At 55.9% G+C, this 14646-nt stretch carries 11 protein-coding genes; 4 read left to right on the forward strand and 7 right to left on the reverse strand.

The features are described from left to right. Nucleotides 1-2: 2 nt before the first annotated feature. The 3 genes from HZU72_RS21080 (at nt 3) to HZU72_RS21090 (ending at nt 6486) form a co-directional block, all read left to right on the forward strand. On the forward strand, nt 3-1784 hold the full coding sequence (locus HZU72_RS21080; protein WP_180095634.1) for a sodium:solute symporter family protein: 1782 nt from the start codon (nt 3-5) through the stop codon (nt 1782-1784). Nucleotides 1785-1919: 135 nt separating this feature from the next. Further along, nucleotides 1920-2429, forward strand: a complete 510-nt coding sequence (locus tag HZU72_RS21085) for a hypothetical protein (protein WP_180095636.1) — start codon at nt 1920-1922, stop codon at nt 2427-2429. 115 nt (nt 2430-2544) lie between these two features. Further along, nucleotides 2545-6486, forward strand: coding sequence for a hybrid sensor histidine kinase/response regulator (locus HZU72_RS21090; RefSeq protein ID WP_180095638.1), 3942 nt, complete (start codon nt 2545-2547; stop codon nt 6484-6486). A 38-nt stretch (nt 6487-6524) separates the two neighbouring features. On the opposite strand, the gene HZU72_RS21095 is transcribed toward HZU72_RS21090, so the two are convergent. The 3 genes from HZU72_RS21095 to HZU72_RS21105 all read right to left on the reverse strand — a co-directional run bounded on the left by HZU72_RS21095 (nt 6525) and on the right by HZU72_RS21105 (nt 10127). After that, nucleotides 6525-7187 (reverse strand): response regulator, encoded by a 663-nt coding sequence (locus HZU72_RS21095; RefSeq protein WP_007113812.1) that lies wholly within the window; start codon nt 7185-7187, stop codon nt 6525-6527. A 248-nt stretch (nt 7188-7435) separates the two neighbouring features. After that, nucleotides 7436-9385 (reverse strand): acetate--CoA ligase, encoded by a 1950-nt coding sequence (gene acs, locus HZU72_RS21100; protein ID WP_180095640.1) that lies wholly within the window; start codon nt 9383-9385, stop codon nt 7436-7438. 193 nt (nt 9386-9578) lie between these two features. Beyond that, nucleotides 9579-10127, reverse strand: coding sequence for a SprT family zinc-dependent metalloprotease (locus tag HZU72_RS21105; protein ID WP_180095642.1), 549 nt, complete (start codon nt 10125-10127; stop codon nt 9579-9581). 85 nt (nt 10128-10212) lie between these two features. Here HZU72_RS21105 and HZU72_RS21110 point away from each other — a divergent pair, with 85 nt between their 5' ends. Beyond that, nucleotides 10213-10872: a YecA/YgfB family protein gene (locus HZU72_RS21110; RefSeq protein ID WP_180095644.1), complete on the forward strand. Its 660-nt coding sequence runs from the start codon at nt 10213-10215 to the stop codon at nt 10870-10872. A gap of 49 nt (nt 10873-10921) precedes the next feature. Here the strand turns inward: HZU72_RS21110 and HZU72_RS21115 are convergent, their stop codons facing one another. The 4 genes from HZU72_RS21115 to adk all read right to left on the reverse strand — a co-directional run bounded on the left by HZU72_RS21115 (nt 10922) and on the right by adk (nt 14321). Continuing rightward, a complete protein-coding gene (locus HZU72_RS21115) occupies nt 10922-12043 on the reverse strand; it encodes a phospholipase D-like domain-containing protein (protein WP_180095646.1) in 1122 nt (373 codons plus the stop codon). Between the two features lie 40 nt (nt 12044-12083). Beyond that, complete coding sequence (locus HZU72_RS21120) at nt 12084-12839, reverse strand: class I SAM-dependent methyltransferase (protein ID WP_180095648.1); 756 nt, start codon at nt 12837-12839, stop codon at nt 12084-12086. Next, the gene (gene tsaB / locus HZU72_RS21125; RefSeq protein WP_180095650.1) at nt 12836-13534 is read right to left on the reverse strand and encodes a tRNA (adenosine(37)-N6)-threonylcarbamoyltransferase complex dimerization subunit type 1 TsaB; all 699 of its coding nucleotides are present in this window, start codon (nt 13532-13534) and stop codon (nt 12836-12838) included. The genes HZU72_RS21120 and tsaB overlap by 4 nt, the downstream gene beginning before the upstream one ends. A 133-nt stretch (nt 13535-13667) precedes the next feature. Then, nucleotides 13668-14321, reverse strand: coding sequence for an adenylate kinase (gene adk / locus HZU72_RS21130; RefSeq protein WP_009287421.1), 654 nt, complete (start codon nt 14319-14321; stop codon nt 13668-13670). Nucleotides 14322-14646: the final 325 nt, after the last annotated feature.

Raw genomic sequence — 14646 nt, forward strand, 5'->3', positions numbered from 1 at the left:
GTATGAGCCAGTTTGCAATTAACTTACTGTTCGTCGGCGCCTCCTTTGCCTTGTATATAGGCATTGCGATTTGGGCGCGCGCCGGCTCAACGAAAGACTTCTATGTCGCGGGGGGCGGGGTTCACCCGATCACCAACGGCATGGCCACCGCAGCGGACTGGATGTCAGCTGCATCGTTCATTTCCATGGCGGGTCTGCTGGCCTCAGGCGGCTACGCCAACTCTACGTTCCTGATGGGCTGGACCGGTGGCTACGTTATCCTCGCGATGCTGTTAGCCCCTTACCTGCGTAAGTTTGGTAAGTTCACCGTGCCTGACTTTATCGGCGACCGCTTCTACAGCAACACCGCTCGCTTAGTGGCTATCGTCTGCTTGATTGTAGCGTCGGTCACCTACGTTATCGGTCAAATGACCGGTGCGGGCGTAGCGTTCTCGCGCTTCCTTGAAGTCAGTAACACCTGGGGTATCTGGTTAGCCGCGCTGATCGTTTTCCTCTACGCCGTATTTGGTGGTATGAAAGGCATTACCTATACCCAGGTAGCTCAGTACATCGTGCTAATCATCGCTTACACCATTCCTGCGGTGTTTATTGCCTTCCAACTAACCGGCAACCCGATTCCGATGTTCGGTATGTTCAGCACGCATACTGAATCCGGCATTCCGCTGCTGGCTAAATTGGATGACGTGGTTAGCGCACTTGGCTTCCGCGACTACACAGCCGATGTGGACAACAAACTCAACATGGTGCTGTTTACCCTGTCGCTGATGGTAGGTACTGCCGGTCTACCCCACGTTATCATTCGCTTCTTTACCGTCCCGAAAGTAGCCGATGCTCGCTGGTCTGCTGGTTGGGCTCTGGTGTTCATTGCTCTGCTTTACCTTACTGCTCCTGCGGTCGGTTCAATGGCACGTCTGAATCTGGCGACTACCGTATACCCAGAGATGGCGGGGCAGGTTGAAAACTACGAAGAGGCTGCGCAAAACCCGATTCTGTACGAAGAACGCCCTGATTGGGTTCGCACATGGGAAGAAACAGGCCTCATCACCTTCAACGATCTCAACAATGACGGCCGTATCCAAATGTATAATGATGCTGCCGACTACTCTGATCGGGGCTGGGAGGGCAACGAGCTAACCGTTAATAATGACATACTGGTACTCGCCAACCCGGAAATTGCCAATCTTCCCGGCTGGGTTATTGGTTTGATTGCAGCGGGTGGTATCGCCGCAGCACTCTCGACAGCTGCAGGCTTGCTGCTGGCGATCTCGTCGGCGATCAGTCACGACTTGATCAAAACCATGATCAATCCCAAGATCACCGAGAAAGGCGAGATGTTGGCGGCGCGAATCTCCATGGGTGGTGCCATTCTGTTGGCCACCTACCTGGGGCTTAATCCGCCGGGGTTTGCAGCACAAACGGTGGCGTTGGCCTTTGGTATCGCCGGTGCATCACTGTTCCCCGCGCTGATGATGGGTATCTTCTCCAAGCGGATGAACAACTCAGGGGCGATTGCCGGCATGCTGGCGGGCTTGATTTGCACCCTGCTTTACATCTTTACCTACCTGGGCTGGTTCTTCGTACCAGGCACCAATATGCTGGCAAACACGCCGGATAACTGGATCTTGGGCATCTCGCCGCTCTCCTTCGGTGCCGTAGGCGCGATGATCAACTTCGCCGTTGCCTTTGCGGTCTCCAGAGTGACAGCTGCACCGCCGCAGGAAATTCAGGATCTGGTGGAAAGCGTTCGCTATCCGAAAGGTGCTGGCATGGCGATAGATCACTAAGTCATACTCCTTCCTGATGCGTTATCGCCATACGGCGATAACGCTTTGGAATCGACCTCATCATCGGGCTTCCTTAGGGAGGCCCGATGGCTTTTATAGATAGCTTTTATAGACGGCTTTTTGAAAGGATAATTTATGATTTGGCATTTGATCGCCGCCGTTTTTGCAGGCCTTGCGGCCGCCGGGATTGGCCTGATACTGCGCAATTTGAGCGGCAAACGTTTGCCCAAGTGGATAGTGCCGGTGTGTGGCGGGCTGGGTATGCTGGGCTATCAAGTTCAGGTGGAGTACAGCTGGTTTGATCACAAGCAAGCACAACTACCCGAGACCGCCACGGTCATTTCAACCGAAAGCAGCACGGCGGTATGGCGCCCATGGACTTTTGCCATTCCGATGATCACCAAATTCAGCATGGTGGACAGCGAGAACATCCGTATTACCGAGCAGAATGACACCCGTTTAGCGGAATTTATCCTTTATCAGTTTGAGCGCCATCACACCGATATTTTGATCACCCAGCCCTATCTACTCAACTGCGAGAGCCGTGAGCTAGTGCCCCTGGATAAAGACTCCCGCGACCCTATCCTCGAAGAGATACGCACGCTGCGCGAAACATCACCGCTACTCAACAACGTATGCGCCTAGACAAATAAACAGCCCGTGGTACAAACGGTCGTACACGACCCACTGTTTCGCCTAGAATGAAGCCTTTTTATTAGCGCACGTTTAGTGGGTCGCACACTCTGGCGGGGAGAAAGGCATGTTTCACGGCGGGCTACTGGTAGCGGTTTCGTTACTCTACATTGCCGTTCTATTCGGCATCGCATGGTACGGTGACCGCCGCGCACGTACCCATGGCGCCACCCGTCGGCGTCCGATCATCTATAGCTTGGCGCTGGCTATTTACTGTACCTCGTGGACGTTTTACGGCGCGGTTGGCCAAGCAGCCACCGCGGGATGGTCGTTTGCAAGCATCTTCGTCGGGCCGATTTTAACGTTTTTACTCTTCTGGCCGGTGCTGGCCAAGATGATCCGCGTTGCCAAACATCAAAACGTCACCTCGATTGCCGATTTTATTGCCTCCCGTTACGGCAAAACCCAGTCGCTGGCCGCCTTTGCCAGTCTGGTAGCTCTCGTCGGCACCCTGCCCTATATTGCCCTGCAGCTAAAAGCAGTTTCCACTACTTTTAGCGTTCTTACCGATGCCACCGATGTGACCCATACGCCACTGTTTGGTGATACGGCCTTCTATGTGGCCATTGTGATGGCGATTTTCGCAGTTCTATTCGGCACCCGCCACACCGATGCCACCGAACACCACGAAGGATTAATCCACGCCGTGGCGTTTGAATCGCTGGTCAAGCTGTTGGCCTTTGTGGTGCTCGGTGCCTTTGTTACCTGGGGAATGTTTGATGGCCTGGGTGAGCTAATGGGCCACGCCGAAAGCCAGCTTGAACTCCAGCGCCAGCTGGCCAATCAGGATTTCGGTCAGAGCTTCTGGGCGCAAACCTTGCTCGCCATGTTGGCGATACTGTGCCTGCCACGCCAGTTCCATGTGGCAGTGGTGGAGAACATTCATCCTGATGATGCCACCAAGGCTCGCTGGCTGTTTCCGCTCTACCTGTTGGCAATTGCATTCTTTGTGGTGCCGTTGGCCGCCGCCGGGCTGCTGCTGTTTTCCGAAAGCAGCGTTGAACCCGATACCTACGTGCTGGCGCTATCAATGGCCTCGGGCCACCAGTGGCTGACGCTACTCACCTTTATCGGCGGTTTCTCGGCGGCCACCGGCATGGTGATTGTCGCTGCGGTAGCGGTGTCGATCATGATCTCCAATGAAATTGTTATTCCGGCGCTGTTCAGGCTGCGCTGGTTTGATACCAAGGCACGGGATTATGGTCGCTTGGTGCTGCGTGCGCGGCGTTTAACCATTGTCGCCGTACTGGCTATGGCCTACGGTTTCTACCAACTGATAGCCGAATTCACCTCGCTGGCCTCGATCGGCATGCTGTCGTTTGCCGCCGCCGCACAGTTTGCCCCCGCGGTGATTGGTGGGCTTTACTGGAAGCGCGGTAATCGCCTCGGGGTCATTGTCGGCATGAACGCTGGCTTTACCATCTGGGTATACAGCCTATTGATGCCCGCCATGATCAATGCTGGTGTGCTACCGACAATATGGCTAGAGGGTGGTCCGCTGGGGCTTAACTGGCTATCACCCACGGCACTATTCGGGCTCAACTTGGGCGACAGTTTTACTCACGGCGTGATGCTCTCACTCGGGGTCAACCTGTTCTGCTATATTTTTGTCTCTCAGGTCACTTCGCAGCGGGTGGTTGAGCGTATTCAGGCCTCGCTGTTCGTGGATAGCGTGGAAACACGCCAGACATCGGTCAACCGCCCCTGGACCGGGGCGACCACCGTGGGCGATTTAAAAGTTCTTTGTGAACGTTTTCTAGGGGCGGGACAGGTCGATCGCGCCTTTGAAGACTATGCTCGCCGGGTGGGTAAACCGCTGGACGACGGCACTCGCGCCTCAATCGATATTATTCAGTTCACCGAACGCTTTCTGGCTTCCGTGCTGGGTGCTTCATCGGCACGCATTGTAGTCAACTCGGCGCTTCAGGGGCGCGGTATCGGCATCTCGGATGTAATTTCGATTGTCGATGAAGCCTCCCAAGTTCTGGAGTTCAACCGGGCGCTGCTCCAGGCCACCATTGAAAACATTAACCAGGGCATCAGCGTGGTCGATCAGAACCTTCGCTTGGTGGTGTGGAACCAGCGCTATCTTGAGCTCTTCCGTTTCCCTGACCACCTGATTCGTGTTGGCGCCCCCATAGACCGTATCTTCCGCTACAACGCCCACAACGGCGAGTATGGCCCGGGTGATCCGGAAGAGCATGTCCAGCTACTGCTCGACAATATTCGCGAAGGCCAGCCCCACCGCTATGTGCGCTACCGCCAGGACGGCAGCGTGCTGGAAGTGCAGGGTAACCCAATGCCTGGCGGCGGCTTTGTGTATACCTATCAGGATATTACCCAGCAAAAGCGCATCGAAGAGGCGCTGATTCGCTCGGAAAACAATATCCGTATCTATACCGACAACGTGCCCGCGTTGATTGCCTACTTCGACAAAGAGTGCCGCTACCTATTTACCAACCGCGCCTACGAGCAAGCGTTCAATATTGACCGCAATGCGGTCATTGGTCGGCGCTTTGAAGACGTGCTGCCAATTAAGCAGGCGGAGGAGCGCGCGCCATGGGTCGCACGAGCCTTGAATGGCGAACGGGTCAGCTTTGAAGTCTCGCTGCAGGTGAATGAAGCCATGCGCTATATGCTGGTCACTTACACGCCGCACTTTGGTGACAGCCAGGCGATCCTGGGCTTCTTTGCGCTCTATCAGGATATTACCGAACGCCGTCAGGCTGAAATTGCCCTTAAAGAGACCAATGAAACCCTGGAAGAGCGCGTGCGTGAGCGTACCCAGGCGCTCTCTGAAGCCAACGCGGCGTTGCGCCAGGAGAACCGGGTACGTGCCGAGGCAGAGCTCGCCCTGCGCCAGGCTAAGCAGCTCGCGGAAGATGCTAACGCTTCCAAAACGCGCTTTTTGGCCGCGGCCAGCCACGACTTGCTGCAGCCGCTTAACGCGGCACGGCTATTTACCTCCGCGCTGATGCAGAACGTGACTACGACCGACACCCAACGCATCGTTGGCCATATCGATAACTCGCTGCAGGCCGCCGAGGAACTGCTAAGCACCCTGCTGGATATCTCCAAGCTGGACGCAGGCGCCCTAACGCCCCGCCGCAGTCACTTTGCCCTAGCGGATATCTTCCGCCCGTTACGCGCCGAATTTGAGGTGATGGCGGACGATCGCGGATTAGATTTAGAAGTCGTGCCTACCCAGCTTTGGGTCGACTCAGATCCTCAAATGCTGCGCCGTATCGTACAAAACTTCTTATCCAATGCGATTCGCTACACTCAAGAGGGGCGCGTGCTGTTGGGCTGCCGTCGCCAAAATGGCTGGCTCTCTATTGAAGTGTGGGACAGCGGCCCCGGCATTCCCGAGTCTAAATTGAGCGAAATTTTTCAGGAATTCCGCCGATTGGATCAGGTCTCCCGCCACAAAGAGAGCGAGAAAGGGCTGGGGCTAGGGCTCTCCATTGCCGACCGTATGAGCCGGGTGCTGGATCATCCTATCAAGGTACGCTCGACGGTAGGCAAAGGCGCGGTTTTCTCAGTCAGCGTACCGATTGTCACCGCCCACGAGTCAACCAGCACCGAGCTTGAGCCGCATGCGCGGCGCGGCAGCCATAAGCTGAGCGGTACGCGGATTGTATGCATCGATAACGAGACGCTAATTCTGGAAGGCATGACCGCCATGCTTAGCGGCTGGGGCTGCGAGGTGTTTACCGCCACCAGTATCGGCGGGGCCAAATCGATCCTACGCAATATGGATGGCGACCCTGACGCTATTCTGGCGGACTACCACCTGGATAACGAAGTCACCGGCTTAATGGCGCTGGAAGCACTCAGCGAACGTTTTAAGGGGGCGGTACCAGGGATTGTGATTACCGCTGACCGTACCGAAGCGGTGGCTGAAGAGATCAAGCGGGCGGGCTATCAACTGCTGCTGAAGCCCGTTAAACCGGCGGCACTACGGGCGCTACTGACGCGCACGCTGCAGGCCAATCGGGCGGCGCGCTAAGCGCGCCGCGGTTAACACAGTCGTTGCTTGCTACTTGCTTAGGAAACGACTTTCGGCGGCTCGACTTCAAGCTTCTGAGCCGCGATAACCGCCTGGGTACGTGAGTGTACGCCCAGCTTGCGTAGAATCGCGGTCACGTGGGCTTTGATCGTGGCTTCAGAGACGCTCAGTTCATAAGCGATCTGTTTATTCAGCAGGCCTTCGGTCAGCATATTCAAGACGCGGAATTGCTGGGGCGTTAGCGAAGCAATCGCCTCGGCAAAACGCGACTCCTCTTCGCTGGTCTCTTCCAGCACGTTGGCCAACGCCTCAGGTAACCACACCTCGCCCTGCAGAATTTCGCCGACGGCTTCAGCAATTAGTTGTAGAGACGATGATTTAGGGATAAAACCCGAAGCGCCGTAGTCAATAGCACGACGAACCACGTAGGGTTCATCACTACCAGACACTACCGCAACGGGGATATCAGGCATTTGACCACGCAGTTGGATCAAACCAGAGAAGCCATGGGCTCCCGGCATATGCAGATCCAGCAGAATCAAATCGGCATCTGGGTGGCGATTCACCACGTCAGTGGTGGCTTCCATGGTGTCCGCTTCGACAATTTCCGCCTGGGGGGCCAACTGGCGTAACGCTTGGGTCAGCGCTGCACGAAACAGCGGGTGATCGTCAGCGACGATAAACTTATGAGCTACTGCCATGGATATTCCTCCGGTTCCTCGAGCAGCGGGGTTGTCTGCCGCCGCGACGCTAGGCTCTTACGGTTGTGAAGCATGGTACCCCATGGGCTTCATCATGCCCAAGCATCACATGCACAATTTATAATAGATCGTTCACACAAGTGAAACACGTGTCTATAAACACGACCGTGCCGACCTACTCAGGTCGGCACGGCTTTGAGTCGGCAAACAAGCTTTATTAGGCTAAACAGCCTATACCGTTGTCGCCATTATTGGTTGGCGCGATGCTCAATCAGCTCATCGACCACCGACGGGTCGGCCAGCGTACTGGTATCACCCAAACCATCACACTCATTGGCGGCAATCTTGCGCAAAATGCGGCGCATGATTTTACCCGAGCGGGTTTTCGGCAAACCTGGCGCCCACTGGATGACATCCGGCGAAGCAATCGGGCCAATATCTTTGCGCACCCACTGGGTCAGCTCTTTTTTGAGTTCGTCTGTCGCCTCGATACCGTCACTCAGGGTGACATAGATATAGATGCCTTGTCCCTTAATATCGTGCGGAAAACCAACAACGGCTGCTTCCGCAACGGCGCTGTGCGCTACCAGAGAGGACTCAATCTCAGCGGTGCCCATGCGGTGACCCGAAACGTTCAGCACGTCATCCACACGCCCGGTGATCCAGTAGTAGCCATCCTCATCGCGGCGACAGCCGTCACCCGTGAAGTACATACCGTCGTAGGTCGAGAAGTAAGTCTGAACATAGCGCTCGTGGTCACCCCAAATAGAGCGCGCCTGACCCGGCCAGGCGTCAAGGATCACCAGGTTGCCTTCAGTGGCGCCTTCCAGTTTATTGCCTTCGTTATCGACCAGCGCGGGCTTCACACCGAAGAACGGTACGGTCGCAGAGCCAGGTTTAAGCGGCGTAGCGCCCGGCAGCGGCGCAATCATGATGCCGCCGGTTTCGGTTTGCCACCAGGTATCCACAATCGGGCATTTTTCGTTGCCGATAACGCGGTAGAACCACTCCCAGGCTTCCGGGTTAATCGGTTCGCCCACGGAGCCCAACAGCCGCAGGCTATCGCGCTTGCTGGAGTCCATGACGTTTTCGCCATGGGCCATCAGGGCACGCACCGCGGTGGGCGCAGTATAGAGAATATTAACGTTGTGCTTATCAACGATATCCCCCATACGGCCATGGGTGGGATAGCTGGGAACACCCTCAAACATCAGGGTAGTCGCACCGTTAGCCAAGGGGCCATAAACGATATAGCTGTGCCCGGTGACCCAGCCAACGTCCGCGGTGCACCAGTAGATTTCACCCTCTTGATAGTCAAACACGTACTGGTGGGTCATGGCGGCGTATGTCAGGTAGCCGCCGGTGGTGTGCTTCAAGCCTTTAGGCGCACCGGTAGAACCCGAGGTATAGAGAATAAACAGCGGGTCTTCGGCGCCCATGGCTTCCGGTTCACACTCGCTGGACTGCTTGTCGACCAGCTCATCAAACCAGACATCGCGGCCCTCTTTCCACTCAATCTCACCGCCGGTGCGCTTCACCACCAGGACGTTTTTACACACACCCGTACCGTCACGGGTTAGCGCGGCGTCCACGTTCTCTTTCAGCGGTACGTGCTTGCCACCGCGCACCGACTCATCGGCAGTAATCACCAGTTTGGAGTCGGCACCAATGACCCGCTGGGCAACGGCGTCCGGCGAGAAGCCACCAAAGACAACCGAGTGAATGGCCCCGATGCGCGAACAGGCAAGCATCGCCATGGCGGCTTCGGGAATCATCGGCATATACAGCGTGACGGTATCGCCTTTACCGATACCCAGCTCTTTCAGCGCGTTGGCCAGCTGGTTCGTGCGTGCATAGAGTTCGCGATAAGTAATGTGTTTGGACTCATCCGGGTTGTCGCCTTCCCAAATGATCGCTGTCTGATCACCGCGCTTATCCAGATGGCGGTCAAGACAGTTGGCGCTGACGTTAAGCAGACCATCCTCAAACCAACGAATATCGACATTGTCACGCGCAAAGGAGGTATTTTTGATTTTGCTGGGTGCTTTAATCCAGTCGAGGCGTTTGGCTTGCTCAGCCCAGAAGCCCTCCGGGTCGTCTATCGACTGCTGATACATGGCCTCATATTTGGCTTTATCGGCCCAGGCATTGGCGGCGAAATCTTCGCGCACCGGATAGACATTCTGTTGATCGCTCATAAAATTGCCTCTGTCCGTGAAAATGCACTCTCTAAGAAACTGTAGTCGATACGATTATTTATGGGCTTATTGGTCATTATTGGGAGTATCGACTGCCATTAATGTTCCCCTAGCATAAACCTCCTCGCGCGGGCTTCCCTTTAGACATTGGTATTATCATTTTTTAGTTAAAAAACAAACATTTATAAACAAATCACGAGACAACTTCCGGCCTGTAGACCAAGGTCTTAGCGCAGTGTCGGCAGCGATAATGGCGCCCATTTACCACTAAAGCATGACGTCTCGGGGTAAATTGGTGAAAGCGGCAATCGCATTGGTAACGATAAGGTGCGGACTGCGCCTGCTTAATATCAAACCGATGGGTAACACTGGGAACTAAACCAAAAAGGTCGCGCATAACCGTTTTCCACTCGCGGCCGTGGGGTTTTAAACGCGGACCATTGTCCAAATGAAACACCAGCCAGTGAGCCATTTCGTGAGGAATCACCTCATCAAAAAACGCCGTACGGTTCTCGCTCAGCAACACCGGGTTCAAGCGCAGCCCCCCATGACCAAGGTGCGCCTGGCCGGCCGAAGCGCCGCGCAGGTTAAACCACACATTTGGGGCTGGCAGCGCTGGGCACACTTCACAGCAACGCTGCCACGCCTGTTCAACGCGAACTTGCACGGCCCGGTGCAACTCTGTTTCCGACATGGCCGCCAATTCAGTCGCAGGCCAAGGAGGCAGTGGTGACGTCTTCATTAGTGATAAACTAGCCGTTATAGGTAGACAGTAATTTAGATAACTTGACCGATGGTTACCGATTCGCATTAACGAGGCTTTACTCATGGCAGAGCGCAGCGATACGCCTGAAACGAACACGCCACCGCAGCCACTGCTCGAGGATGAGCAGTTGGATAGATTGGACGACTTCCTTGACTCGGATCAAGTGGATGAAGACGCCCTGGATCTTATTTCCGCCCATGGCTTTTTAGTGGCCCTTGCCGTGGCACCCAGCGAAGTGCCGCCGACCCAGTGGCTGACCGAGCTGTTTCAGGGTGAGCCTCGCTACACCGATGACGCCGAGCGTGATGAGATTATTACTCTGCTCACACTGTTGCGCGACAACGCGGTGGCGGTACTCGAGCAAGGCGGCTTACCAGAACTGCCGTTTGAGCTAACGCTGGGAGGAGAACCCGCCGAGGAAACCCCCATCGGCGACTGGTGTGCGGGCTTTATGGAGGGCGCCTTCAGCGACGAGAGCGCCTGGTTCCAGGACGATGAAGAGACCGCCGCCGCCCTGCTGCTGCCGTTTATGCTGCTCTCCGGACTGTTCGACGATGAGCCGGACTTGGCCGAGCTGGCTAAAGATCAAGAACGCCAGGAGTCGCTGGTAGTGCAGTTGCCGGAACTGGTTTTGGATCTTTACCTGCACTACCGCGTGCCGCCGGAAACGCCTAAACCAAAACCGCGTAAAAAAACGCCTGCCAAGGGCAAAAAGCGCTAGGCACTTAGGCTAAATACTTAGCGTCGACACTATTTAAATCGCGTTACTATTATTTAAGCCGCGTTACCATGGCATCCAGCACGCCATAGACCCACTCACGGGCGCGCTGCCTCCAGGGGCGCGCTGCCCAAGCCGCGGCGTCTACCTCCTGGCTGGCGGCAAAGTTCCGCTCAAACAGTTCTCGTACGCCCGTCGCGAGCTTCGGATCCATTGCTTCCTGGTTTGCCTCTAGGTTCCAGTGCAGATTCCAGTGGTCAAAGTTACACGAACCAATGCTCACCCACTCATCGGCGAGCACAAACTTGGCGTGGATAAAGGTCGGCTGAAACTCAAAAATGCGCACCCCAGCCTTGAGCATGGTGTGATAAAAGCGCTGACCGGCAAAGCGAACGCTGGGATGGTCATGCTTTGCCCCCGGCAGCAATAAGCGTACGTCTATCCCTCTGCGAGCCGCCCGAACCAAGCGCCGACGCAGGGCAAAGGTGGGCACAAAATAGGGTGTGCATAACCAGAGTCGTTCATTTACCTGGCTGACCCGATAATGCAATGAGTGGCGAATCGCTTGATAACGATAGCCACGCGCCGACATCGCCCGCCCAGGCATGCCATTGGCAAACGCCTGAGGCTCACGACGCTCTGGGAGAGCCGCCGCGCGTCTCTCGCCCTTCTCGACTCGGGTCAGCCGCGAATGCCATAGGCGCCGAAACAGCAACTCCCAATCGGCCACCACTGGCCCTTCAATACGCAGGGCAATTTCGTACCAGGCATTCAAAAACTCATCCACCGCGCCAAAGCCACCGGTGAACGCCAGCTCGCCGTCAATAACCATTATTTTGCGATGGTCACGGCTCAGGTTCAGCGCTAAAGAGTGGAAGCCGATGGGGTTAAAAAAGCGCAGCTGAACATCGCCTTGCTTCAGGCGCTGGCGATCACTCCCGGAGAGGCCCATCGAGCCATAGCCATCCAGCAGTAAACAGACGCGAACACCGCGCTGCGCTGCATCAGTCAACACCTCGATTACTTGATCTGCAAGCTCCCCTGATTCCATCAAGTAGAGCTCTACCAGCACATAGTGCCGCGCGTTATGCACCGCTTCAAACATAGCGGGCAGAAAGCGCGAGGCCTCCGGCAGCAGCGTAAATCGATTACCTTCTCGCCACGCGTTCTGCATGGATGCTCCTTACTTAGCCACTGATAAGTACACTAACGAGCTACCGTGCTAATGAGCGATGTACATACAGATCGTAGCGGCTGGTTTTACCCTCAAGGGTATGTTGCGGCACTGGGCCCGCAATAGGCGGCGCCTTACGGGGGCGCTTAACCACCACGCGATGAGTGGCCACATCCAACGCTGCTTCTAGTAATCGAGGGGCATCGTTATCATCACCGGCCAACTCGCGGAACAGACGCATCTCTTTTTTCACCAACGCTGATTTCTCACGATGAGGAAACATCGGATCCAGGTGTATTACCTGCGGTGAAAAGTGAGCGCTGGCCACCAGCTCAGCCAGGGATTGAGCCGCATCGCCATGACGCAGTGTCATGCGAGCAACAATATCCGCTGTATCGCTATGACTTACAGCACGTTTCAGACCATCCTCCAGCAGCGCCGCAATCGCTGCAACCCGCTCAATTAACAATACCTGGGCGCCTAGGCTAGCCAACACAAACGCATCCCGCCCCAACCCTGCCGTAGCATCAACGATGCAGGGGGCCACGCCCTTGGAAAGCCCACATGCCTTTGCGACTAGCTGGCCGCGCCCTCCGCCAAAGCGGCGTCGATGGGCCGCTTTGCCCGCCACGAAGTCAACGCTGAGCGGCTTGCCGTAGCGTTTTTCATCACCGACCAGCGCCAACCCCTCTTCGCCCTGCACCAAGCGCAGGCCGTCAGGCAGAACGATGCTCTCAACATCGGTCCCAACGTCGCTCTCGACAGAGCTCTCCACACAGCTCTTCACATAGCTCATGCGGGCTTTTTCCAGGCAACGTCGTTGCGCAGGTAAACCGGCTGAACCAAGTGCGCAGCCTGCCCCAACCCAGCGGCAAAATCACGCGCCGCTAGCCACGCCATATCTTCGGCGCGGGGCTCTAAATCATCCAAATGCTGGGGCATGCTGAGCTGCAAACCGACAGTGAAGCGCTCCCACAGCGTAAAGCCACTGCCTACGCCTACCCAGTCGGTTTCGTCGCCCGGCAGGCGCAGTGCTTCAGGGGCCAGCACGGCCTCGGTGCTCATCGGCGTGATGGTATCTTTAAGACAGTGCCACGTCGCGGCGTATACCTCGCCCATGCGGGCATCTAAGGCAGTCACCACGTGGCGGAGGTGATAGCGTCGATGGGCCTGAAGGGCCAGCGCCTCCAAAGTAGACACACCCAGCAACGGGCAGTCCAAGCCAAACGCTAACCCCTGAGCAGCCCCCGCCGCGATACGCAGTCCGGTAAACGAACCCGGCCCCCGTCCAAACGCTACGGCATCAAGCTGGGAAGGGGTTACCTGCGCTTCGGCAAGCACTTCATCCACCATCGGCAGCAGCCGGCGGGTATGGGCACGCGGCGTCATCTCGAAGCGCGCCAGGCACTCAGTGCCCGAATCACCCTGGCGCAGTAAGGCTGCAGAGCAGGCGCTTGAAGAGGCATCCAGGGCAAGCAGATGTAACGGCATAGCAAGTGGCCACTCGAAAGAAAGATTGCGGCATTATACCTTTGTCACGCTAATACGACGATGACCCGCATTAGGCGGGCCATCTTCAAAGGCGTAAAATCGGCTGAGGGTTATTACCAGTTGAGGGCTCTTATCAGCTAAGGGCTTCTTTAACCTGGCGGGTGATATCCGTCACGCTGCCGACGCCTTCAATGCGGTGGTACTGGGGCGCGCTCTGAGGGTCTTGCTTGGCCCACTGCTGATAGTAATCGACCAGCGGTGCCGTTTGATCGTGGTAAACGGATAGCCGATTACGCACCGTGGACTCTTGGTCGTCTTCACGCTGAATAAGCGTTTCACCGGTAACATCATCTTTGCCTGGCTCTTTGGGCGGATTGTGCTCAACGTGATAAACCCGGCCCGATGCCTGATGCACACGGCGTCCCGCCAAACGACTGACGATCTCTTCATCGGGTACGGCAATTTCCACCACGTGATCCAGCTTAACGCCGCCCTCTTTCATGGCGTCGGCCTGAGGGATCGTGCGTGGGAAACCATCGAACAGAAAGCCATTTTCGCAGTCAGGCTGACTGATGCGCTCTTTGACCAAGTCAATGATGATGTCGTCAGACACCAGACCACCACTGTTCATGATCTCTTTTACTTTCAAGCCCAGCTCAGTGCCATCTTTAATGGCCGTGCGCAGCATATCCCCGGTGGAAATCTGAGGAATCTTAAATTGCTCACAAATAAACTGAGCTTGAGTCCCCTTCCCCGCGCCGGGGGCACCCAACAGGATTAAACGCATGGCACTGCTCCTTGAAGTTCTTGGTATGAAAAAAGAGTTCGAAAAATGAGTATGAAAAATCTGTTAACTGACAATAACCGTGCCTCTCAAGCGACACAACTCCCCAAAAGCCTGAGAGACCCGCTTTTATTTCATTTTTTTAAAGTTAAAACAGTCAGGTGACGCAAAACTACCACTTTGGTCGCCCTGCTATAGGTTTAGCAGGCATATAGGCTTAGCAAACACAAGCGGCGCCCCGAGGGGCGCCGCTTGTGAAAGCACGTCGCTACCAATTACAGCAGTAAGCGACGAATGTCGGTGAGCACATCGGCCAGGAAGGCGGTAA

The sequence above is a fragment of the Vreelandella sedimenti genome (assembly GCF_013416325.1).
In the GTDB taxonomy this organism is placed as follows: Bacteria; Pseudomonadota; Gammaproteobacteria; order Pseudomonadales; family Halomonadaceae; genus Vreelandella; species Vreelandella sedimenti.

Coding starts and splice junctions, on each gene's coding strand:
- tsaB (WP_180095650.1), bottom strand. CDS start 13,534: ATGCCGTTACATCTGCTTGCCCTGGATGCCTCTTCAAGCGCCTGCTCT.
- HZU72_RS21095 (WP_007113812.1), bottom strand. CDS start 7,187: ATGGCAGTAGCTCATAAGTTTATCGTCGCTGACGATCACCCGCTGTTT.
- HZU72_RS21115 (WP_180095646.1), bottom strand. CDS start 12,043: ATGCAGAACGCGTGGCGAGAAGGTAATCGATTTACGCTGCTGCCGGAG.
- HZU72_RS21090 (WP_180095638.1), top strand. CDS start 2,545: ATGTTTCACGGCGGGCTACTGGTAGCGGTTTCGTTACTCTACATTGCC.
- adk (WP_009287421.1), bottom strand. CDS start 14,321: ATGCGTTTAATCCTGTTGGGTGCCCCCGGCGCGGGGAAGGGGACTCAA.
- HZU72_RS21120 (WP_180095648.1), bottom strand. CDS start 12,839: ATGAGCTATGTGAAGAGCTGTGTGGAGAGCTCTGTCGAGAGCGACGTT.
- HZU72_RS21105 (WP_180095642.1), bottom strand. CDS start 10,127: ATGAAGACGTCACCACTGCCTCCTTGGCCTGCGACTGAATTGGCGGCC.
- acs (WP_180095640.1), bottom strand. CDS start 9,385: ATGAGCGATCAACAGAATGTCTATCCGGTGCGCGAAGATTTCGCCGCC.
- HZU72_RS21080 (WP_180095634.1), top strand. CDS start 3: ATGAGCCAGTTTGCAATTAACTTACTGTTCGTCGGCGCCTCCTTTGCC.
- HZU72_RS21110 (WP_180095644.1), top strand. CDS start 10,213: ATGGCAGAGCGCAGCGATACGCCTGAAACGAACACGCCACCGCAGCCA.
- HZU72_RS21085 (WP_180095636.1), top strand. CDS start 1,920: ATGATTTGGCATTTGATCGCCGCCGTTTTTGCAGGCCTTGCGGCCGCC.